General features: G+C 64.1%; 20 protein-coding genes. 10 read left to right on the top strand and 10 right to left on the bottom strand.

Annotated features, from left to right (window positions below; all coding sequences use genetic code 11):
- Positions 1 to 52: 52 nt before the first annotated feature.
- From IT350_13375 to IT350_13360, 4 genes are all read right to left on the bottom strand, one after another.
- Positions 53 to 919: a hypothetical protein gene (locus IT350_13375; GenBank protein ID MCC6159034.1), complete on the bottom strand. Its 867-nt coding sequence runs from the start codon at positions 917 to 919 to the stop codon at positions 53 to 55.
- A gap of 148 nt (positions 920 to 1,067) precedes the next feature.
- The gene (locus IT350_13370) at positions 1,068 to 1,928 is read right to left on the bottom strand and encodes a hypothetical protein (protein ID MCC6159033.1); all 861 of its coding nucleotides are present in this window, start codon (positions 1,926 to 1,928) and stop codon (positions 1,068 to 1,070) included.
- A gap of 70 nt (positions 1,929 to 1,998) precedes the next feature.
- A complete protein-coding gene (locus IT350_13365) occupies positions 1,999 to 2,784 on the bottom strand; it encodes a hypothetical protein (GenBank protein ID MCC6159032.1) in 786 nt (261 codons plus the stop codon).
- A gap of 69 nt (positions 2,785 to 2,853) precedes the next feature.
- On the bottom strand, positions 2,854 to 4,149 hold the full coding sequence (locus tag IT350_13360; GenBank protein ID MCC6159031.1) for a hypothetical protein: 1,296 nt from the start codon (positions 4,147 to 4,149) through the stop codon (positions 2,854 to 2,856).
- 302 nt (positions 4,150 to 4,451) lie between these two features.
- Here IT350_13360 and IT350_13355 point away from each other — a divergent pair, with 302 nt between their 5' ends.
- Positions 4,452 to 6,131 carry an alpha/beta fold hydrolase gene (locus IT350_13355; GenBank protein MCC6159030.1) on the top strand — a complete coding sequence of 560 codons (1,680 nt, stop codon included), beginning with the start codon at positions 4,452 to 4,454 and terminating at the stop codon, positions 6,129 to 6,131.
- 8 nt (positions 6,132 to 6,139) lie between these two features.
- On the opposite strand, the gene IT350_13350 is transcribed toward IT350_13355, so the two are convergent.
- The 4 genes from IT350_13350 to IT350_13335 form a co-directional block, all read right to left on the bottom strand.
- Complete coding sequence (locus IT350_13350; GenBank protein MCC6159029.1) at positions 6,140 to 6,484, bottom strand: type II toxin-antitoxin system PemK/MazF family toxin; 345 nt, start codon at positions 6,482 to 6,484, stop codon at positions 6,140 to 6,142.
- On the bottom strand, positions 6,481 to 6,717 hold the full coding sequence (locus IT350_13345) for a hypothetical protein (GenBank protein MCC6159028.1): 237 nt from the start codon (positions 6,715 to 6,717) through the stop codon (positions 6,481 to 6,483). Before IT350_13345 ends, IT350_13350 begins: the two co-directional genes overlap by 4 nt.
- 97 nt (positions 6,718 to 6,814) lie before the next feature.
- Positions 6,815 to 7,207 carry a nuclear transport factor 2 family protein gene (locus IT350_13340; protein ID MCC6159027.1) on the bottom strand — a complete coding sequence of 131 codons (393 nt, stop codon included), beginning with the start codon at positions 7,205 to 7,207 and terminating at the stop codon, positions 6,815 to 6,817.
- Positions 7,192 to 8,244, bottom strand: a complete 1,053-nt coding sequence (locus tag IT350_13335; GenBank protein MCC6159026.1) for an aldo/keto reductase — start codon at positions 8,242 to 8,244, stop codon at positions 7,192 to 7,194. The genes IT350_13340 and IT350_13335 overlap by 16 nt, the downstream gene beginning before the upstream one ends.
- 231 nt (positions 8,245 to 8,475) lie before the next feature.
- Between IT350_13335 and IT350_13330 the strand changes: the two genes are divergently transcribed.
- The 5 genes from IT350_13330 to IT350_13310 all read left to right on the top strand — a co-directional run bounded on the left by IT350_13330 (position 8,476) and on the right by IT350_13310 (position 13,547).
- On the top strand, positions 8,476 to 10,095 hold the full coding sequence (locus tag IT350_13330) for an Ig-like domain-containing protein (protein ID MCC6159025.1): 1,620 nt from the start codon (positions 8,476 to 8,478) through the stop codon (positions 10,093 to 10,095).
- A gap of 65 nt (positions 10,096 to 10,160) precedes the next feature.
- Positions 10,161 to 11,000 carry a hypothetical protein gene (locus IT350_13325; protein MCC6159024.1) on the top strand — a complete coding sequence of 280 codons (840 nt, stop codon included), beginning with the start codon at positions 10,161 to 10,163 and terminating at the stop codon, positions 10,998 to 11,000.
- Between the two features lie 77 nt (positions 11,001 to 11,077).
- Complete coding sequence (locus tag IT350_13320) at positions 11,078 to 12,232, top strand: hypothetical protein (protein MCC6159023.1); 1,155 nt, start codon at positions 11,078 to 11,080, stop codon at positions 12,230 to 12,232.
- A 192-nt stretch (positions 12,233 to 12,424) separates the two neighbouring features.
- Positions 12,425 to 13,249, top strand: a complete 825-nt coding sequence (locus IT350_13315) for a 3-keto-5-aminohexanoate cleavage protein (protein MCC6159022.1) — start codon at positions 12,425 to 12,427, stop codon at positions 13,247 to 13,249.
- Between the two features lie 79 nt (positions 13,250 to 13,328).
- Positions 13,329 to 13,547: an acetyl-CoA carboxylase biotin carboxyl carrier protein subunit gene (locus tag IT350_13310; GenBank protein MCC6159021.1), complete on the top strand. Its 219-nt coding sequence runs from the start codon at positions 13,329 to 13,331 to the stop codon at positions 13,545 to 13,547.
- Between the two features lie 78 nt (positions 13,548 to 13,625).
- Here the strand turns inward: IT350_13310 and rplS are convergent, their stop codons facing one another.
- Entirely contained in the window at positions 13,626 to 13,973 is a 348-nt protein-coding gene (rplS, locus tag IT350_13305) for a 50S ribosomal protein L19 (protein MCC6159020.1), read from the bottom strand.
- 403 nt (positions 13,974 to 14,376) lie between these two features.
- On the opposite strand from rplS, the gene IT350_13300 reads away from it, so the two are divergent.
- The 3 genes from IT350_13300 (at position 14,377) to IT350_13290 (ending at position 18,645) form a co-directional block, all read left to right on the top strand.
- Positions 14,377 to 14,703: a hypothetical protein gene (locus IT350_13300; GenBank protein MCC6159019.1), complete on the top strand. Its 327-nt coding sequence runs from the start codon at positions 14,377 to 14,379 to the stop codon at positions 14,701 to 14,703.
- A gap of 251 nt (positions 14,704 to 14,954) precedes the next feature.
- Positions 14,955 to 15,572, top strand: coding sequence for a hypothetical protein (locus IT350_13295; protein MCC6159018.1), 618 nt, complete (start codon positions 14,955 to 14,957; stop codon positions 15,570 to 15,572).
- 247 nt (positions 15,573 to 15,819) lie between these two features.
- Complete coding sequence (locus tag IT350_13290) at positions 15,820 to 18,645, top strand: response regulator (protein MCC6159017.1); 2,826 nt, start codon at positions 15,820 to 15,822, stop codon at positions 18,643 to 18,645.
- Between the two features lie 6 nt (positions 18,646 to 18,651).
- Here the strand turns inward: IT350_13290 and IT350_13285 are convergent, their stop codons facing one another.
- Entirely contained in the window at positions 18,652 to 19,422 is a 771-nt protein-coding gene (locus IT350_13285) for an SDR family oxidoreductase (protein MCC6159016.1), read from the bottom strand.
- A gap of 116 nt (positions 19,423 to 19,538) precedes the next feature.
- On the opposite strand from IT350_13285, the gene IT350_13280 reads away from it, so the two are divergent.
- Complete coding sequence (locus IT350_13280; protein MCC6159015.1) at positions 19,539 to 20,165, top strand: hypothetical protein; 627 nt, start codon at positions 19,539 to 19,541, stop codon at positions 20,163 to 20,165.
- The last annotated feature ends 3 nt before the right edge of the window (positions 20,166 to 20,168 follow it).

Here is a 20,168-nt window from a genome sequence, read left to right as displayed (position 1 = left end):
CGGCCGTTTCGCGATTCATGTGTGCCGATCACATGGCCTTGCGGCTCGTCGTTCACATCGCCTTGTATTCGGAGAGCTTCTCGTTCACCGGTGGACTCCCCTTCGTGAAGTCGATTCCGGTCACGGCCTGCGCGTCCTTGAAGAACTGCACGAGGAAAGGGTCCGTCGAGGTCCCCATGTTCTTCAGCGCCGCGGCCGGGTCCGCCGCCTCGATGTAAACCGCGATCAGCATGCCGTTCGGCGTGCTCACCTTGAACACGCGCTCGAAGGTCACGCCCGTCAGGGCACGGGTGCGATCGAATTCCGCGGCCTTGGGGCCTTCCATGTCGGTCATCCACTTGTCCGCGTCGGCCTCCCTGCCGGGAAGAACCGGAATGAAGAACGCGTTGTTTCCCCCGCCGCGCTTGCCGTCGCCCTCGTAGCCCGCGCGCAGTTCGACCGGCGGCATCGGCTGGGAGACGTCGATGCCGTGCACGTCCTTGAGCAGGGCGACAAAGTCCTTGTCCATGGGCGTCGCGCCATTCTTGAACGTCTCGAACGCGGCCTTGGGATCCGCGGCTTCGATATACACCACGGCGAAATCGCCGTGCGGCGTCTTCTGAACGAAGACGGATTCCTGCGTCATGCCGGCGGTTTTACGCGACGCCTCGTATTCACCTTTTCGCGGGCCGTTGGCCGCCGAAATGAACCCCTTCCACGTGTCCATCTTGCCCGGCAGGATCGGGGCGACCACGATCGTCGACTGAGCCTTCATCTCGGCGGGCGGCGGCGGAGGTGGGGGCGGCGGGGGAGGCGGTGCCGGTTCGGTCTTGGCGACCGGAGTCGTCGGCGGCTCCTTGGGCGGCGCTCCGCCGCACGCGACCGCGAAGATCAAAATCGGCACGAGAACACACAGCGCGCGCACACGAAACAGCCTCATGCGACCTCCCGCGCGAACACACCTGTGCGCCGCGCCCGTTCAGATTTGTGAAATGGGGACGGGGGCAGCGTGAACCCGGCCCGGACCGCGCGCCATGACGAAGGTCATGCGCTGCGCGCGGCCCGGCGCGTCGCGAGAAGCGCGGGGCTCAGTCTCCGTAAGATTGGATACCGACGTTGTCGAGGTACGCGGTGCCGCCGTATCCCGCCGACGTGAAGTCGAGGAACTGGACGAGGGTCAGGGGCTGTTCGTCGTCGTGGTTCAATGGGACGTCGTCGCAGGCAGTCAGAACGCCGTCGAGATAGACGTCGAACTTACCCATGTACCAGTAGTACACGACCTCGACGCGCTGCCACTCGTCGTAGGACACGGTGTCGCACTCGAGCCAGCCCGGGACGGACGAATCCCACGCCTGGAGTTTGTTGGTCGCTCCGGCGAATCCCACGATGACTTCGTCGAGCCAAAACCCGTCATGGTATGAAATCCGCATTTCCAGCGACGCCCCGGCGAGGCGGTAGACGTCGAACGAATAGACCGCGTCATCGGCGATGTTGATGTAGGTGGACGCATTTCCGAAGTCGCCGGAATCCGCGCCCGCGACGTACTTCAGGAACTGCCCCTCGCCGTCCTTGGCGATTTCGTCCGCAACGGTGATCGTGGTCGCGCCATTGACCTGGATGACCCACGGTGACGTCGGCGCCGCGTCCGGCGCATAAGACTCGAAGTCGTCGAAGTAGAGATCGGGGATCGTCGTGGTGGTGGTCGTCGTCGTCACGGTCGTCGTCGTGGTGCCGGTGTCGTCGTCGCCCGTGTCGTCGTCGGTGTCGTCATCGGCGTCATCGTCCGACACGTCGTCGTCACCGGCATCGTCGTCACCCGTATCGTCGTCGCCGGTATCGTCGTCGCCGCCCGATCCGCCGCCGGAATCGTCGTCATCGCCGCCGCAACCGGTCAGTCCCGAAGCAAACACGAGCACCGCGAACAATACCGACACCAATGCCGCGCGCATGGGGCACCTCTTTCGTCCGAAGTTTCAGATGGAAGCATTTTATCGATGTGAAGCGGTTGGGGCAATCGGCTCAGTGCGCGTCGCTCTCCATCGCGGCGTCGAGATCGGCGATTCGCTTGGCGTAAGATTCGGCTCGTTTTTGGGCTGAACGAAGGGACTTTTCCCACGCGTCGGCGTCGTGCGCACCCGTCGCGCGAGCGGCGGCGAGGCGCATCAGGTCGTCCAGGTCGTCGGCCCATTTCGTCAGATCCGCCGCGGCCGCGGGCGCGTAGAGCAGCCGCCCGGGCGTGGCGCCGCGAAGCCGGTCGCGCTCTCGTGCGTATCGTCGCCAGATCTCGGGCAACGCCTTCGCGTCGCCGTTTGCCAGATCCTCCGTCTCGCGGGCGAACGACTTTTCCCACGCACGCAGATCGGCAATCACCGCCTTGTGGGCGGCGGCGCGCTCGGCGGGCGTGCCGATGGCGGTCTTGAGACGCACGACGATTTCTGGCCCCGCATCGGTCTTCAAAATTTCGATGCCGGGGCGCTCCGGGATCTTCGCGAACGCATCGGCGAGCGACGGATTGAGGCTCGGCGAGAGCCCGGCCCGCGCGTGATAGACCAGCGGCTCCGTGAAGGGCAGCGTGAGCGCGAACCGACCATCGAAGACCGGTGCGGCCTCTCCCCACAGGGCGTCCAGCCGTCCGGGATCGCCGACCACGTCGAGATAGACCCACGTGCCGTCGGGAACCGGCGCGCGGCCGGTGAGCACGAGTCGCCCGGCGGCGGATTGCACGAGTTCGAGTTCGAATCGGGCGGGGGATGGGGCGAGATCGCCGGCACAAGCACCGCACGCGACGGCGAGGCAAACGGACATGAAAGCGATTCGAGCGATCGCCGCCCGCGTTGTTTTCACGGTCGTCCCCCGGGCCGCGCGGCGGCCGGGTTATTGGAACGTGGCGTTCGGATAGATCCCCTGAACGAGGTTGGCCGAAATCCATCCGAATTCGTATCCGGTCAGCGGACCGACCACGTAGTCGTCCAGCGTGCTCGGCCGCTCGATCGTAAACTCCTCGACCGCGCGGTAACCCGCGGCGATCTCGGCTTGCGGCTGCGGGAACGGCGGCTGCTGCTGCGGGCTCGCGAGCCCCTCGGGGTTCTTCGGGAATCCCTTGTCCGAGAGCTTGAGCGACGCCCCGAGCGCGCGGGCGATGTAGTGGCCGGCGGCGGCGACGTAGTAATCGTTCGACCACTTCATATTCGCTACTGGAATCTGAATGTAAGCGTAACCGAACTGCGCGCTGCCCAGATCCTCGATGAAGTCGCGGTCGCGGCCCGTGTCGTCGACGAGCTCCACGAGCAGCACCACGTCGGCGTCCACGCGGTCGGTCAGGTGGTTCTGCTCGATCAGGTCCTTGAAGTAGCCCCAGTAGGCCGCCTTCATTTCCAGGCCCTTGTACGACTTGTCCCCCGCGGGCGCGGCGGGCGGCGGACCGATCTTGATCGTATAGAACCCGTACGACGTCAGTTCGAAGGGCGAATCCGAATCGGTCGTGACGCGCTGGTACTCGTGGTTGAACCAGTCGGCGAGGTCGGCGATCGTGTGCGCGTCTCCCGGGTGGTAGCCCGGTTCTTCCAGCGATCGCGCCATGTTTTTCGTAAAGAACGTGCTCTGCGCCTCGTTGGGTTTTTGCGAGACGTAGATGACGGCCACGTGCGTGTCGAACGACGAGATGTAAAATTTCCACATCCGAATCAGCGGCGCGGAGAAGAACGCGGCGACGAAGAGCGCCGCGACGCCGGCGAGTGCGACCCCCACCATCCGCAACGTGCGCTTCTGCTTGAAGATTTCGTAATGCTCGGGGCAGTAGAAACGGCCCTTGCTGTTGCGCAGGCACAGCTCGCAGATGTTGATCTCGCAGGTCTTGCACCGCGCCCGCGCACGTCGGTGGGGGTGCGTTTCGCAGTACCGATAGACCTGTCCAAGGGGAAGCGCTTCGGCGATGCACCCGGCATTGGCGAGCTTTTCGGCCAGCAGTTCGGCCGCCTCGACCGGCGCCGACGGCAGCAGGTCCACGGGCGCCGACTCGGCCAACTCGGTCGCCTCGTCGAAGCTGATGTCCAGCAATTCGGCGATCTTCTTGACCGCCTCGTAACGGACGTCCTCGCTGTCGAACCCGATCAGGGTGACTTTCGCGCGCTCAATTCCGGGCTCTTTGGGATCGATCTTGGCCAAGGCCATGCCCCGATTTCTGGATAACGCAATTCGTTAACACATGCGCCCGCATCGCGCAACGCGAACGTGACGCACACCACACCAAATGACCCCCGAAAACGCGGGCCTGTAAACCTCCCTTCGGAGAAAGGCCGGGTCGCCCTTACCCTAAAACCTCGGATTGGCCTTGACCGTCACAATTCCGCCCTGTTGGGACGTACGGTAGCCGTGGAAAGGCGCGAACAAGAAATAACTTGACCTCGCGAACCGGCAGAATCAAATATCTCTTTGCCCACGGCGGGAAAGGACCGTCGCGGAAGGGGGTTCCGATGCACATCCGATGGATCTGGGCGGTGGCGGTGTTGGCGATCGCGTGCGCGGGCGCGGGGTGTGAAGACGGCGATGGCGGCGGCGACGACTCGGAATCGGACGACGACACGGCCGACGACGAGCCGTTCGTTCCCGACATCGATTGGCAGCCCTGCTCGCTGGAGGAAGGTGCGGGCGACGGACTCGCCGAATGTGCCACGGCGCAGGTTCCCCTTTTCTGGGAAGACCCCGAGGACGGGCGCACCGTCGAAGTGGCGGCCAAAAGGTGGCTGGCCGAGGCGAAAAGCACGGGCGCCGGCCAGATCTGGCTGATTCAGGGCGGTCCCGGCGCATCGGGGATGATGACCTTCGCACCGATGATGCAGACGCTTCGCGAGGCGGTGCCCGAATACGACCTGTATACGATCGATCACCGCGGCGTCGGCTATTCCAGCCCGCTCGCCTGCCCCGACGAGGAAGCCGAGGGCAGCGAGGGCGGCGCGTATATCGCCACGATGGCCGAATGGAGCGATTGCCTGGCCTGGATCGACGAAAATCTCGGCGACGAATTCGACGCATACTCCACGCGCAACGCGGCCCACGATCTGGCAGGGTTCATCGACGCCACGCGCGAGGACGGTCAGAGCGTTTTCGTGTGGGGCGGTTCCTACGGAACCTATCTCGTCCAGCGCTATCTGCTGCTGCATCCCGACCAGCCCACCGGGGCGGTCGTGGACAGCATCCACGCGTCGGGCGATTCGGTGCGCGATTTCTATCCGGCGTACGACGCGAACGGCAAACGGCTGATGGACCTGTGCGGCGCGGACGAGTTCTGCCAGGGCAAGTTGGGCGCGGACCCCTGGGGCGTGCTCGCGGCCCTCTACGACAAGCTCGCGGGCGGCCACTGCCCGGAACTCGGCATCGACCGCTACACGCTGTCGTATCTGCTCGGCTGGCTCGCGTGGTACAGCCCATACAACGCCGCCGCGCCCGCGCTGGTCTATCGTCTGGATCGCTGCGAGGCGGCCGACATGGATGCGATCATCTATATGTTCTACAACCCCTTCAACGGAAACGGCGATTTGCTGGGGCTCACCGGCGGCTGGTATTCCCAAGTCCTCGGAACGCACATCGGCATGTCCGATCAGTACCCCGATCCGGCGTACGAAGGCACGGACATGCAAGCCTTCACGGAAGAGTTGCAGACGGAAATGATGTTCGGTTCGATGCCGACGATCGAAGAGTACGAAATGTACGAGATGTGGCCGCGCTACAGCGAGCCGCAGGCCCGGGAGATGCCGACGACGAGCGTGCCCGTGTTGATGTTGCAGGGCGATCTGGACGGGGCGACGCCCAACGAGGTCGCGTTGCCGCTCGCCGACTCGCTAAATGCCGAAGACCACTATTGGTATCAGTTCCCCTACTCGGCGCACGGCGTGATGAGCGATTCGTGGATCGGCGAATACGGCGTCGAGCCCACGTGCGGCATGAATATCTTCGTCGATTTCGTCCGCGATCCGCTCACCGCGCCCGATGGGTTGTGCGTCGCGGATACAGCGCCCACGGATTTCGCGGGCGTGTCGGGGCTCGCTGAGTACATGTTCGACACCGCCGACCTGTGGGAGAACGACGCGAACAAATCACGCCGGGAGACGGTCCGCCCCGTTCGCCTGGAACCGATGTGGCGGCCTTGGCCGTGAACGGGGCTTTAATTGAACGAGAATAACTCTCGAAGATGACGATGAGCGGAGGCCAAGACCGTGTCTGAGACGCGCCCCAACACGCCGGCGAAGATCGATTCGTTAAGCGTTGCGAGGCGACCCAGGCGGACCAACGAGGCGACCTTTAATCCCGTTTCGGCAAATCCAGCGTCCTCGGGTCGAACAACGAGGTCGAATTTGTCGATCGCCTGATGGATTCGCGAAGAGATCATACAGGCGACGTAGTCGTGAAACGGGCTTGGGACGCACGCGAGAATCAGGACCGGGCGATGTTTCCCCTCTTTGGCTTCCGCCGTCGGAAAGGGCACCAGAACGATATCCCCCGCATTCATTTGGGGAAAATTTCCTTCGCGTCCGACAGGGCGTAGTCGATTTCGTCAGGGTGGTCGGTATCGCGAAGGAGTGCTTGAAGCGCGGTTAGATTCCAAAGGTCGTCTTCGTGTCCGTCGGGGCTGCCGGTCGAAGAATGACGCTCCGCGAGCAGTCGAGCGATCTGCCCGAGAAGTCGCTTGTCGTCCTCTGTCAGGCCGTCCGCGAGCGATTCGATCTGGAAATCCGTGCCCATCCGGGATGCCCTCAGCGACCTCGCAAAAAAGTGTAAGTGCGGCCGTCGGCGTTTGCAAGCCGATCGGAAGCGCCGTCGCCGCACCCGTGTCGATCGCTCACTTCGCCAGCGCGGCCAGCAGCGCCGAGCGATCGAAATAGACCTCGTTGCGCGTGATGCGTCCGTTGGCGATCTCGACGATGTCGAGTCCCTGCTCGACCACCTCGCCGGCCGGAGTGGGAATGCGCGCCTCCCACTTGAGCGTGAACCCTCCGGTGGTCGGCATGATCTTCACGGATCGCCAGACCCAGGCGGGGTTCGCCTCGAGCAGCTTGCGAAAATAAGGTTCGAGTGCGGACCAGCCCCGCAGGCCGCGCGGCCGGGAGGGATCGCGATACACCGCGTCATCCGCATAAAACGCGAGCAGGGCCTCGGGCCGGTTTCCGGACCACGCCGGCAGCCATTCGTCACAGAATTTTTTCGCTTCTTCGATGGTCAATCTCGGCTCCATCCAACGGGGCGGTGAACATCCAGACGATCGAGTACGCCCCCGTACACGATGCCCCGCACTTCGTTCGTTTCCAGAAAATCGTAGGGAAAGCCCGACCCAATCGCCGACGCTTCGCATAGGCGCGCGTCGACGTCGTCGGGAATCATCACATCCAAAGCGTCGATCGCCTCGGCGGTCTGCTCGGCGTTACGCACCCCGACGATCGGGACGATGCGCGGGTCGCGGCGTCGCACCCACGCGAGCGCAAGCTGCGTCGGCGTGCAGCCGATCTCTTTCGCGGCGTCCACCGCGGCGCGGGCAATGGCGCGATTGCTCTCGTCCTTGATGCGCGGATGATCGACGCGCGATGCGTATCGACCCGCGACCGGGCCGTCCAGATATTTGCCCGAGAGCACGCCTCCGCCGATCGCGCCCCACACGGTGACGGCCATGTCGGTCGCACGGGCCAGCGGCAGGTGCTCGCGCTCGATGCCGCGCTCGATCAGGCTGTATTGCAGCTGCATGCCGCAAAATGCGCTCCATCCCCGCAGTTCGGCGATGGCGTTCGACCGCGCGATCGCCCAGGCGGGTGCGTCGGACACGCCGACGTAGAGCACCTTGCCCGCGCGCACCAGATCGTCGAGGGCGCGCAGGATCTCTTCCGCCGGCGTGATGTAGTCCCACGCGTGGACCCAGTACAAATCGATGAAGTCCGTGCCCAACCGGCGCAGGCTGGCTTCGACCGCGCGCACCACGCTCTTGCGATGGTTGCCCGAGGCGTTGGGGTCGCCGGCCGGCGTCGCGAGCGTGTATTTGGTGGAGATCACGTAGCGGTGGCGATCCTCGCGGGCGAATTCCCCCACCCACGTCTCGCTCGTCCCCGCCGTGTAGTGGTTCGCCGTGTCGATGAAGTTGCCACCGGCCTCGACGTACGTGTCCCAAATCCGCCGGCACTCGTCCTTGTCCGAGCCGAATCCCCACTCCGTGCCGAAGGTCATGGCCCCGAGCGCCATCTCGGACACGCGCAGACCGGAATTTCCCAGCAACTTGAACCGCATGGTCCCCTCTTGGATCGGAAACGCCAACCGTAGACCTTTCACGCGTTGAAGGAAATGGGCCCCGTCAGGATCGCGCGTCTTCGACGGCGAGATGCCGAACGTTTCGTCGAAATGAAGAAATTTCTGGCTAATTCACGCCATTTTCGCTAATAGAAACCGTAACGGGCACAACATGATGAATTTCTGCCCGAGGGTCGTGAGTCTCAAGTCGGTCTTTTCAGGAGGATGTCGATGAAATGCGCGGCGGGGCCGTATGCGTGGACGTGTCTTCTTTTCGGAATTCTTTGGGCCGCTTCGATCTGCGGGTGCTCGTGCGGCGATGACGACGACGATTCGGGCGGAGGCGACGACGATGCGTCGGACGACGACGACGATGACGACGCCGCCGACGACGACGCCGTGGACGACGACAGCGACGACGATGCCACCGGAGGACCCACGGTCGTCGACATTTCGCCGCCCGACGGCGCGAAGGACCAGCGCCTCCTGACGGTCGTCACGGTCACGTTCAGCGAGGCCATGGACGCGGCGTCGGTCGAGGACCTGTTCGACACGGGCAGCGTGGCGGGCTCGTTCTCGTGGGACGCGTCCGGCGAAATCCTGACCTTCACCCCGGATGAGGCGCTGGACGAGGAAACCACATACAACTTCGCGCTGGGCGCCGGGGCGCTCGCGCAGGACGGCGACGCGATGGCGGCGGACGAAACCTTCGCCTTCACCACGGTCGATCTTTGGACGCGCACCTGGAACAGCGATGCCGGCGACATCGATCGCGGTCTGGGCTTGGCGGTTGATGCGGCCAACGGCGCCCTCGTCGCCGGGATTACGATGAGCGACACCGAGTCCCAGAACATGTTGTACCAGCTCTGGAATGCGTCGGGGAACAACGTCTGGTCGTACGGCCATGACGGCGGCTACGAGGGCTATGACGCAGGGTGGGCGATCGCGCCGACGGATGACGGCGGTTTTGTCGTTGCGGGGGATATCACGGATTCGTCGGGCGATAATTTCGCGTCGCTCAGGCGATACGACGCGCTCGAGGACTTCGTCTGGGAAATCTCCTTCGACGGCGGGAACGGCGGCGACAATGCCGCAAAGGACGTAACGGTCGACGCCGACGGCTACATCTACGCAACCGGATTCATCGACGTTGAATTCGAGAGCAGCAATATCTGGGTCGGGAAATACGATTCCGATGGGGACGAGGAGTGGTTCGAGACCGTCAACGGGTCCGCGGACTCGTACGACAATGGCCTGAGCATCGCGGTGGATGGGGACGGCAACGTCTACGCCGCCGGGCTGATCACCGAGACCGGCGAGGAAGCCAACGCCTGGGTTCGCAAGTACGACCCGGACGGGACCAAAGTCTGGACCCACATCTACAACAACGATGATCAAAATCTGGAGGATGAGGCGCACGGCATCGCGGTGGACGCGGAAAACAACGTCTACGTGACCGGAATGACCATGAACGGCGTCTCGAACGCGGACATCTGGACGCGGAAACTCGATGTGGATGGTGACGAACAATGGACGGTCACCGAAGCCGGTTCGGCGGACTCGGCGGATCGTGGAAAAGCCATCGCCGTTGGACTGGACGGCGCTCTGTACGGCGTGGGCTGGCTGGTCACCACCGCCGGCGGTTATGACATTTTGGTCAGGCGCTATGACGCCCAGACCGGCGACGAGATTTGGACGGATCTCGAGGACATCGACAGCGAGGAACTCGCCTACGACGTGGCTCTGGACAGTGCCGGGAATATTTACGTGGTCGGCGAGGTTGACGCGAGCGGAGAAGGAACGAACGTTTGGCTGCGGAAATACGATCCGGATGGATACTGGGCCGAGTGACGGTGCGCGCGGTTCGCCGTGCGCCCAGTGGGTGTGCGTTTATTCGAATTGCGGAGGTCATGACCATGCGAGGATTTTCCTGGGTATGGATCCTGTTTGCGATTACGGTCATGTCGTTCACAGTCGCCTGCGACTGCGGCGACGACGATGATGACGACGACACGGCGGACGACGACGCTACGGACGACGATGCCGACGATGACACGGATGATGATACCGACGACGACACGGCGGACGACGATGTCGATGACGACGCGACCGACGACGACACGGCGGACGACGACACGGGCGACGACGACACCGCCGCGCTGTTCGACCTGGACTTCGAGGACTATTCGACCGGCGCGTTGCCGAGCCCGTGGGACGTCAGCGTCATCGGGGCGACCACTTTCGCGGTGTCCACGATCAGCAAGGACGGCTCGGGCAACGTGATCTCCGCCGACGGAAGCGGCGTGAACGGCGACAGCGGCCGCGCCTACTACCCGTTCGGGACGCAGACCGAGGACATTGAGATCACATTCGAGGTCTGGCGCGAAGTGGGAGCGGTGTTCAAGGTCGAACTCTGGGGCGGGACCGTGGCGTCGACGATCGCCCAGATCGACAACGCGCGCGGCGACGACACGTACCTGGTCGCGTGGAACATGGACACCGACGCGTACGTGGAGTGCCTGACGACCTACGATCACGACCAGTGGTACGAGGTGACGTTCCTGCTCAATCAGTCGGCGTGGACGTACTCCATCGAGATCGACGGCGACACGAACGACTGCTCCGATCTGCCGATGGACGACCTCGCCACGCATGACGTGGGATACATCGTGTTCAGCGACTGGCAATTCGCCGATCTCGGCGGGCTCGTCCAGTACGACAATCTGACGGGACCGCTGGTGCCGGTGAAATTCTGATCGACGCGGCACGCCGCGTCCGGTGCGTGATGCGATGGAGATGAACCGTTCCAAATTTCCAGATGGGGGTTGTGCGAATGCGTAACGTTTCCTGGCTATTGGTGATGATCTGGGTGGTCGCGAGCGCTTGGACGCTTGCGTGCGGCGATGACGACGACGATACCGCCGATGACGATGTGGCCGGCGACGACGACACCGAGGATGACGACGCGGCCGATGACGACGCGACCGATGACGATGCCGCGGATGACGACACGGGCGACGAATGGTCGTTCGGCGACATCACGGGTTGGGTCGACGTCGACTACGGCGAGGACCTCGTCTGCGACGGCAGCTATTGCTTCGTGGCGTGCAAGGACAGCGGCATGGGGGTGGTGGATGTGTCCGACGTAGCGTCGCCGACGGTGGTCGCCGAGTTCGAGCCGCCCGCGGGGCAGGTCTACAACCTCGCTCTCGACGGCACGGCGCTCTATCTCGCGAACCGCGACGATCTCATCAAACTCGACGTCTCCGATCCATTGAATCCGACCGAGGAGTGGACCTTCGTGCCGACCACCATCGGCATTCTCAACGCGGTGACGTTGGGCGAAGGCGTGGTCTATATCGGCGGCAGCGCGGGCAGCAACGGCTACATCGAGGTCGTCGGCGAAGCCAAGGGCACGCCGGAATCGCTCGGCGAGGCGCAGGTTGCCACCGGCGAGACCTGCTACAACCTGGGCTATGCGAACGACGTGGCGTATTGCGGCGGCGGCGAGGGCACGCTGATCTCGGTCGACGTGGCCGACCCCGAGGCAATCGCCGTGCTCGACACGTACTTCAATCCCGGCACCGCGGGTTTCGAGCCCTGGGGCCAGGACGTGAAGATCGACGGCAACGTGCTGTACTACAGCGACTGGGGCGCGGGCCTCATCACCGTGGACATCGCCGATCCGGCGAACATGGTCGAGTCGTCGGTGCTCCAGACGAGCGACGGATTCTACGGCAGCTTCCTCGCGGGGCCGCTGACGATCGACGGCACGGCGTACGCACAGGTCGTGGCGACAGCGAACTCGTGGGGCGGTCTCGCACTCGTCGATGCGACCGACCCGGCGGCGCTCGCGCTCATCGGCGACGCGATCGACACGACAGTCGACATGGGTTCCGCGCCGCACGGCGTCTGGGTCATGGGCGAATTCGCCTACCTCGCCGACAACGGCGAGCAGATGCTCATCATCGTGAAGATCGCCGACTGATCTCGAAATCTCCGCCGGGCGGTTCGCCGCCCGGCGGGGTGGAACACGGCCGATCGCGTCTTGACGGCGAATCGGCAACCCGCATGATGGCCCGAGCCGACGTTTCAGCGGCTTTGTGACTTCCTTTCAGAGACAAACGACCAGGAGCCCGCCGTGCCCGCCATTCGAGACGAAGTCGTCATCACCTGTGCCATGAGCGGCGTGATCGCCAACCGCGCCCAGTGCCCGGCCATTCCGTACACCGTGTCCGAATACGCGGCCGAGGCCCGGCGCGCCTTTGACGCCGGCGCGGCCGTGCTGCACATCCACGCCCGCGAGGACGACGGCAGCCCGAGCTATCGCCCCGAGCGCTATCAGGAGATCGCGACCGCGATCCGCGCCGAGGTCCCCGAGATCATTCTGAACTTCTCGACCGGCGCGATCACGATCACGAAGGAAGAGAAAATCGCCCCGGTCACGCTGTGCAAGCCCGACATCGCCGCGCTCAACATGGGCACGATGAACTACGCCAAGTACAGTGAAAAACGCCGCGAATTCGTATTCGAATTCCAGTTCATCAATCCGATCGCCGAGATCACATACCTGCTCACGAGCATGCTCGAAAACGGCGTGCAGCCCGAGATGGAGTGCTTCGACACGGGGCACGTCAACACCGTGTGGCCGCTCATCGACCAGGGCGTGCTGCGTCCGCCGTATCAGTTCTCGTTCATCATGGGCGTCGTCGGCGGCATCGACACGTCGATCGAGTCGCTGTCGAACATGGCGCGCATCGCCCCGCCGGGATCGGTGTGGGAGGTCATCGGCATCAGCCACGAGCAGTGGCGGCTCATCGCTGGCGCGTTATCGATCGGCGGCAACATCCGCTGCGGGCTCGAAGACCACTTGTACACGGAGCCGGGCGTGATGGCGACGTCGAACGGCGATCTCGTCGGCAAGGCCGCGCGCATGGTGCGCGACGTGGGCCGAAAAGTCGTGCAGGGCGCCGAGGCGCGCAAGGTTCTGGGCTTGACGAAGTGACGGCTTGTTTCCAGTGTGAACGCGCCCGCCGCACCAACACGCCGGGCGACATCACGATCAGACGACGAAGGGGCGGGGCATGGCGGAAGTGAAGAGCGAGGTCACCGGCAGTGTGTGGAAGATCGTCGTCACCGAAGGGCAGACGGTGAGCGAGGAAGACGAGCTGATGATCCTCGAGTCGATGAAGATGGAGATCCCCGTCGAAGCACCGTGCGACGGCGTGGTGAAGAAGATCCACGTCGCCGAGGGCCGGCAGATCGGCACCGACGAGCTGCTCGTCACGATCGAGGAATGCTGAGACCGGGCGCGCGACGCCCGAACGACAAAAGGCCCGGAAACGGGCCTTTTGATTTGGACTTCCGATGCGGGGGCGAGGCTAGTAGCGTTTCTTCTCGCGGATGCGGGCGGCCTTGCCGGTGAGTTCGCGCAGGTAGTACAGCTTGGCGCGACGCACGCGGCCCTCGCGAACGACCTCGACCTTTTCCACCGCGGGAGAATTGAAGGGGAACACGCGCTCGACGCCGGTGCCGTAACTGATCTTGCGCACGACGAAGGAGCCGCGGACGCCGTTGTTGCGGATGCCGATGCACACGCCCTCGTAGACCTGAACGCGCGTCTTGTCGCCTTCGGTGATCTTCACGTGAACGCGGACGGTGTCGCCCGGGCCGAATTTGGGATGCGCGGTGCGGGGCTGCGACCGCTCGAAATGCTCGATGACGTTCATGGCGAATTCCTCCCCCTCCCGAAGGGCAGGTGTCTATATCCGAAAGGTTTTCGGGTGTCAATCGCGGGTTGCCGAATCGCATCGGCGCGTGGAGGCCGTTTGCGCCGACCCCGGATCGCGAGCGATTTGAACGGCCCTTCATTTTTTCTTGACCGCCGGTCAGTCGGGGCGTACAATCGATTTTGCTTGGCAGGCGATTTGAGCCAGACGCGGGATTTGTGGATTTGCGCGGTTTGTCGGGTGACGGCTTGACGACCATGACGCCGCGCGTTAAAATCCCTGCGCTTTTTCGCAGCGACGTGTCGGTCGCCGGCGATTCAAAAAACGTGGCGAATCCAACGACGGAGTCCGGTATTCGGCCGAGAGGCCGATTTTCATATCTCCTCCGATTGAGGGCAAATCCATGGACAAGAAGCTGCACAAGGAACTCAAGAAGCTGCTCGATCTCAACGAAAGCGAGCGCGTCAGCCGCAATCGTTGCTTCGACCGCTTCGACACGCCCTTCGGACGCAAGCTCTTTGCGTACTACCGCACCTGCATGTCGCTCAAGAAGGAGATCACCGACGAGCGCCGGCAGCACAAGGTGATCCTCGCCGAGGGACCGAACCCGAGCGAGTTCGAACTGCGCATCCTGAACGAGCCGATTCGCTACCAGCGCACCACGATCCTGCCGATCACGGTGAAATCCTATTTCGAGGGGCTGCTGAAGCAGCAGGCCAAGGCCGTCTGACCCCTCGCAAGAGCGAAGCCGACCAAACACGAGGGCCCCGCGTTCGCGCGGGGCTTTGCTATTTTGCGCGGATTACGAATCCACCGACCGTGTTACCTCTCGACATCGAACGTCCGTTTTTCCGTGGGCGGATGAACGCGACAACCTATTGATTTCATGGGATAAATTCACCGTTCGCAACGGCGGCACGCGCGTTGCTCTACACCGCTTGGACGCATTTTCGTCCACTGCGGTTCACGGAGGAACGCGCTGTGAAATACTCCCATCTCGCCGTTTCCCTGGCCCTCGCCGCCCTGATCGCCTCACCGACGTTCGCATCCGCGCAGGACGACGATCGCATGGCGATTGCGACGGCGACAGGGCAGACCATCGTGCGTCCGGTGGGCGATTACCTGTGGAAGCCCGCTCGCAACGGCCTCGTGCTCGGCGCCGGCGACCGGGTGCGGGTGCGTTCGGGCGATGCGCAGATCGAAATGCCGCAGGCCGACCTGGCCGTGATGGGCGACGGCGAATTCGAGATCCTGTGCACGCTCGTCGGCGGCGTTTTGCAGCCGTGGACCAACGACATTCAGCTCTACATCGGGCGGTACGAGCTGACGTTTCACGAAAACAGTTCGCGACCGGGGCTGACCGCCTATACGCTGTTCGCGGAAATGGCCTCCACGGAAGCGCGCGTGGAGATCGAGGAATTTGCCCAGGGCACACGCGTGACCGTGCGCGAAGGCGCGGTTCGCATTCGGCATCGAAACGAGTCCGGAACGAGCCCGAAGGTTCTGCGTGCCGGTGAAACCGCCTGGTTCGGCTCGCGGAATCTTCGGGTCGCTCCGACAGCGGAGGTTGTCTCGATCACGGAGATCGCCAACCGCTGAAACGGCGACTGACGGGACCGGGAACGCAGCGTACGGTCACCCTCCAGCCGGGTCGAGGCCAGACGGCCCTCCACTTTTTTTGTATTGAAATCGCAACGGGAATGAAAAACGGCCATGGAAAAGCGGAGAGCGCTCGCGCGGGCGCAATCGCATGTCGCATTCGCGTTGACAGGACGCGCGGGCGATTGCTACGGTGACGCGCGCCGCCGGGCGAAGGAGCCGCGACGGGCCGGGGAGACGGGTTATTTTGCATAAGGTCCTGATCGTCGATCACCACAAGGTCAAGCGATCGTGGCTGGCCCAGATTCTGGGCGAAGCGGGTTACGAAACGATCGCCGTCGAGGACGCCGAAACGGGCCGCCGGGCGGTCGAACGCGGGCGTCCCGACGCGATCGTGGTGACGATGACGCTCCCGCGCGTGGCGGGATCGGAATTCGCGCTTCAGATCAAGGACACGCCCGTCGGGCGGCGCGTTCCCATCATCTTGACCAGTTCGCTTTTCAAGAACATGAGTCTCGACCGCATCGCGATGAAGCGGTGGAAGGTCGACGCGTTTCTCGAAGAGCCGTTTACGCCGGAGCAACTCACCGAGGCCCTCGCGGAACAGATCGAGGCGTATTCGCGCCTCGAGGCGGAGCCGGAGGAATCGGATCGGCCCGCCGGGAAGACCAGGCCGGCGGTCAACCCCTTCGCGGCGTCCGCCGCCGAGGACGACTTCGACCCGATCGACGCCGCGCTCGCCGCGGCCGACCTCGCCGCCGAGGAGATCGAGGTTTTCGAGACGGAGCGCATCGAGCGCGAGCGCGGGTCGTTGCACGCCGCGACACCTGCGCGCGCCGCGACTCCCACCCTGCGGACTCCGACACCGGTCGGCCCACGCCGGATCGACGATCTGATGATCGAGCCGCGCGGCTCGCTCGACGACGCCAGCGTGCCGGAAATTCTCGCGGCGTGCTTTTTTGCCAAGATCACCGGCTTGCTAATCGTCTCCAACCGCCGCGTGGCGAAGACCGTGTACCTGCGCGACGGCTGCCCGATCTCGGTGACCGGCGAGGTACGCTCCGAGACGCTCGGACAACTCCTGCTCGCGCGCGGCGTCATCGACGAGTCCATGCTCGTGCGTACCCTGCGCGCCATGGACGAGAGCGGGGTGCGTCAGGGCGATGCGCTCGTCGCGGCGGGGGCGCTCACGCCGACGCAGCTCTATCAATCGCTGCGCATGCAGGCGTGGGAGAAGATGCTGGGCCTGTTCGGCTGGCATTCGGGCCAGTACCTCGTCGTCGAGCGTCCGATCAACGACGCCCGGATCACGACGTTCGATATGTGGCCGCCGCTGCTCATCCTTCAGGGCGTGCTTCGTCATTATGACCCCGCCGACATCCGCGAAATCTTCAACGAACTCAAGGATTTCGTGTTGCGCCGACGCGCCGCGCCGCCCGTGGATTACGATGACCTTCGTTTTCCGGCGGAGGTGCGCGCCCTGTACGATCTGGTGGACGGCACGCGCACCGTTTCCGAAGCGGTCCGCGAGAGCCGATTCGGGCCCGACAAGACCTTTCAGGTCTTCTACGTGCTGCTCATCCTCGAACTTTTCGACAAATTCGACCCCGCGCAGACGGGCGACGAGGCCGCACCGCAACTTCCCGAGACCGAGGTCAGCTTCGAACGGCTGGTCGAACAGGCGATCGCCGCGGATCTCGGACCCGTTTTCGCGGGGCCCGACACGGCCGAGGCGACGCTGGATCTGGCCGACATGCTGGAACCGCCCCCCGCGCCGAGCTTCGAGTTCGAGCCCGAGGGCGAAATCTCGAAATTGCTCTCCGAAGAAACGCCGTTCGCGGATGACGAAGAGCTCGACCTCGACATTCTGGACGACGAGGACGAGGAACCGGCAGCGAAACCCGCGCCCGCGACGGTCGGCGCGAAAGGCGACGTCTTTTCGCTCGACGAGGACGAGGACGAGCTGGACATCGAGATCGAGGAGCGCAAGCCGGCGCGCCCGATTTCGATCGACGAGTTGTCGAGGAGGACGCCGAGGCCGGGTACGGACGACGCGCACGCGGCCGCGGACGAAGAGCCGCTGCCGATCTCGGACGCGCTGTCGAAGGCGCTCGACGGATTTCTGGACGACACGCCGTCTCGGTCCGAACTGTCGCTCGGGGACGAGACCGAGTTCATTCGCCGCGAGGACGAATCCGGCGAGGAGCCGATCGAGATCGAATCGGCGGCCATTGACGAGGCGTCAGCCGAAGCCGCGATGCCGGAGGCCGACCGGGCGCTCCTCGACGAGATCCTCAGACTCTACGTGTCGGTCGACAAGGCGACGCACTACGAGATCCTGGGGATCGAAAACAACGCGGCCGACCCGCAGATCCGCGAGGCGTATACGCGGATGGTGAAGTCGTTTCATCCCGACAAGCTGCAGGACCGTTTCAACGCCGAGGTGCTCGAAAAGGCGAACGCCGTCATCAAGCGCGCGACCGACGCCTATCGCACCGTGTACGACGCGAAGCGACGACGCGAATACGACAAGCAGCTCTCCGAAGGGACGTCGCCGAAGAAGGAACGCAGCGTGGCGATGATTCTCGCCGCGGAGAACGAATTTTCGATGGGCCTCGCCGCGATGAAGCAGGCTGCCTGGGATGCGGCGAAGAGGCACTTCACGAAGGCCGTCGAGCTTTTCCCCGAAGAGGCCGAGTACCACGCGTGTCTGGGTTGGTCGATCTACAACTTCGGCGATCTGGGCCGCGCGGACCGAATTGCGCAGGCCAAAACGCTGCTTGAAAAAGCCATCGCGCTGAACGCCCGGTCGGACAAGGCATATTTTTTCATGGGCATGCTGCTCAAGGACAACGACCAGTTCGACAAGGCCGCGATCATGTTCGCGCAGGCGTATCGCTACAACAAGAACAACAACGACGCCAAGATCCAGCTCAAGGCGTTGCAGGCCCTGCGCGCGCGGCGTCCCGGCGGCGCCATGCCCCCGAAATCCTCCACGAGCACCAAGGACATCCTCTCGACCGACATCAAACTCGACACGGTCAAGAAGGCGATTCTCAAGATCTTTTGGTAGCGCGCGTCATTTCTCGCGGTGCGCCGCGAGCGGCGCGAAGGCCTGGCACACGGGCATCAGCTCGATGCGGTTGACGTTGACGTGCGCGGGCTGCGTCGCCGCCCACCACGCGGCCTCGGCGATGTCGTCCGCCGTGAGCGGCGCCGTGCCCTCGTACACGCGCTTCGCCATCGCCGCATCACCGTGGAAACGCACCAGCGAAAACTCCGTCTCGGCGAGCCCGGGCTCGATATCCGTCACGCGCACCGGTGTGCCCAGCAGGTCGGCTTTGAGGTTCAGCGAAAACTGTTTCACGAACGCCTTGGTTGCGCCGTAGGCGTTGCCGCCGGGATACGGGTATGAGCCGGCGATCGAGCCGATGTTGATGACATGCCCGCGCCCGCGCGCCACCATGCCCGGCAACACCGCGCGCGTCACGTACATCAGGCCCTTGATGTTCGTGTCGACCATTTGGTCCCAGTCGTCGAGGTCGGCTTCGTGCGCGGGAGAGATCCCCAGCGCGAGCCCCGCGTTATTCACGAGCACGTCGATCGCGGCGAAATCCGGCGGAAGATCCGCGAGGGCCGCGCTCACCGCGTCGCGGTCGCGCACGTCGAGCACAAACGCGTACGCGCGCGGGCCGAGGTCCTCCTGAAGACGGATCAGGCGGTCGACGCGCCGCCCGCAGGCGACGACCCGTGCCCCGGCCCGCGCGAACCGCCGCGCGCACGCCTCGCCGAATCCCGAGGTCGCCCCCGTGACGAAGACCGTTCCCGAAAACGCCGAATCCGCCGTCATGATCCCTCTCCCGCGTTGCCCTTCGTTTCGCGCGATGCCGCGCAAATGGCAACCGGGCGCGATTGACACGCCACGATCAAGGCCCCAAAACGGTGGTCCATTTGCCGGGTGCGCCCATGACCGCGAGCTACAGCGAGATGAAACGCAAGGTCGAGCACATCGCGCCGCTCGGCTTCGCCTTCACGCTCACGATCTTCCCCAAATGGCTGGTCTTCACGCTCTCCATCACCGCCATCGTGTACGGCATTTTCGTCAGCAAGCGCGTCGTGAAAGGCACGCTGCGCGAGGCGGAACTGGCGCGCGGGTTTTCGATCGGCAAGGCCGCCTACGGCATCATGATCCTCATCCTGCTCCTGCTTTTCCACGAGCGCATGCACGTGGTGGCGGGGGCGTGGGCGATCCTGGCGCTGGGCGACGGATCGGCGTCGATCTTCGGCACGCGCTTCGGTGGTGAGAAGTTGCCATGGAACCGCGATAAAAGCTGGGCAGGTCTCGCCGGATTCCTTTGCGTCGGCACGCTCGCGTGCTTTGGTCTTCTCGCCTACACGCAGGCCACCGGAGACGTGGGCGCGACCATCGACGGCGCGTTCGCCGCGTACTCGGTCGGGCAGCTTTTCATGATCGCCGCCATCGCCAACGGCGTGTGCGCGGTCTTCGAGACCCTGCGCCTGCCGATCGACGACAACATCCTCGTGCCGGGTCTCGCCGGCGCGCTGCTGCACCTGCTCACGCGCGTCGTTTAGGAG

Source organism: Deltaproteobacteria bacterium, from assembly GCA_020845895.1.
In the GTDB taxonomy this organism is placed as follows: Bacteria; Lernaellota; Lernaellaia; order JACKCT01; family JACKCT01; genus JADLEX01.
This window is presented reverse-complemented; position numbering and strand designations above follow the sequence as displayed.

Bases quoted from the DNA above. Each gene is read 5' to 3' on its own strand.
- rplS (MCC6159020.1), bottom strand. From the start codon at position 13,973: ATGAACGTCATCGAGCATTTCGAGCGGTCGCAGCCCCGCACCGCGCAT.
- IT350_13330 (MCC6159025.1), top strand. From the start codon at position 8,476: ATGAAATGCGCGGCGGGGCCGTATGCGTGGACGTGTCTTCTTTTCGGA.
- IT350_13365 (MCC6159032.1), bottom strand. From the start codon at position 2,784: ATGTCCGTTTGCCTCGCCGTCGCGTGCGGTGCTTGTGCCGGCGATCTC.
- IT350_13355 (MCC6159030.1), top strand. From the start codon at position 4,452: ATGCACATCCGATGGATCTGGGCGGTGGCGGTGTTGGCGATCGCGTGC.
- IT350_13340 (MCC6159027.1), bottom strand. From the start codon at position 7,207: ATGGAGCCGAGATTGACCATCGAAGAAGCGAAAAAATTCTGTGACGAA.
- IT350_13300 (MCC6159019.1), top strand. From the start codon at position 14,377: ATGGACAAGAAGCTGCACAAGGAACTCAAGAAGCTGCTCGATCTCAAC.
- IT350_13335 (MCC6159026.1), bottom strand. From the start codon at position 8,244: ATGCGGTTCAAGTTGCTGGGAAATTCCGGTCTGCGCGTGTCCGAGATG.
- IT350_13310 (MCC6159021.1), top strand. From the start codon at position 13,329: ATGGCGGAAGTGAAGAGCGAGGTCACCGGCAGTGTGTGGAAGATCGTC.
- IT350_13370 (MCC6159033.1), bottom strand. From the start codon at position 1,928: ATGCGCGCGGCATTGGTGTCGGTATTGTTCGCGGTGCTCGTGTTTGCT.
- IT350_13345 (MCC6159028.1), bottom strand. From the start codon at position 6,717: ATGGGCACGGATTTCCAGATCGAATCGCTCGCGGACGGCCTGACAGAG.
- IT350_13360 (MCC6159031.1), bottom strand. From the start codon at position 4,149: ATGGCCTTGGCCAAGATCGATCCCAAAGAGCCCGGAATTGAGCGCGCG.
- IT350_13285 (MCC6159016.1), bottom strand. From the start codon at position 19,422: ATGACGGCGGATTCGGCGTTTTCGGGAACGGTCTTCGTCACGGGGGCG.
- IT350_13325 (MCC6159024.1), top strand. From the start codon at position 10,161: ATGCGAGGATTTTCCTGGGTATGGATCCTGTTTGCGATTACGGTCATG.
- IT350_13375 (MCC6159034.1), bottom strand. From the start codon at position 919: ATGAGGCTGTTTCGTGTGCGCGCGCTGTGTGTTCTCGTGCCGATTTTG.
- IT350_13320 (MCC6159023.1), top strand. From the start codon at position 11,078: ATGCGTAACGTTTCCTGGCTATTGGTGATGATCTGGGTGGTCGCGAGC.
- IT350_13315 (MCC6159022.1), top strand. From the start codon at position 12,425: ATGAGCGGCGTGATCGCCAACCGCGCCCAGTGCCCGGCCATTCCGTAC.
- IT350_13280 (MCC6159015.1), top strand. From the start codon at position 19,539: ATGACCGCGAGCTACAGCGAGATGAAACGCAAGGTCGAGCACATCGCG.
- IT350_13350 (MCC6159029.1), bottom strand. From the start codon at position 6,484: ATGAATGCGGGGGATATCGTTCTGGTGCCCTTTCCGACGGCGGAAGCC.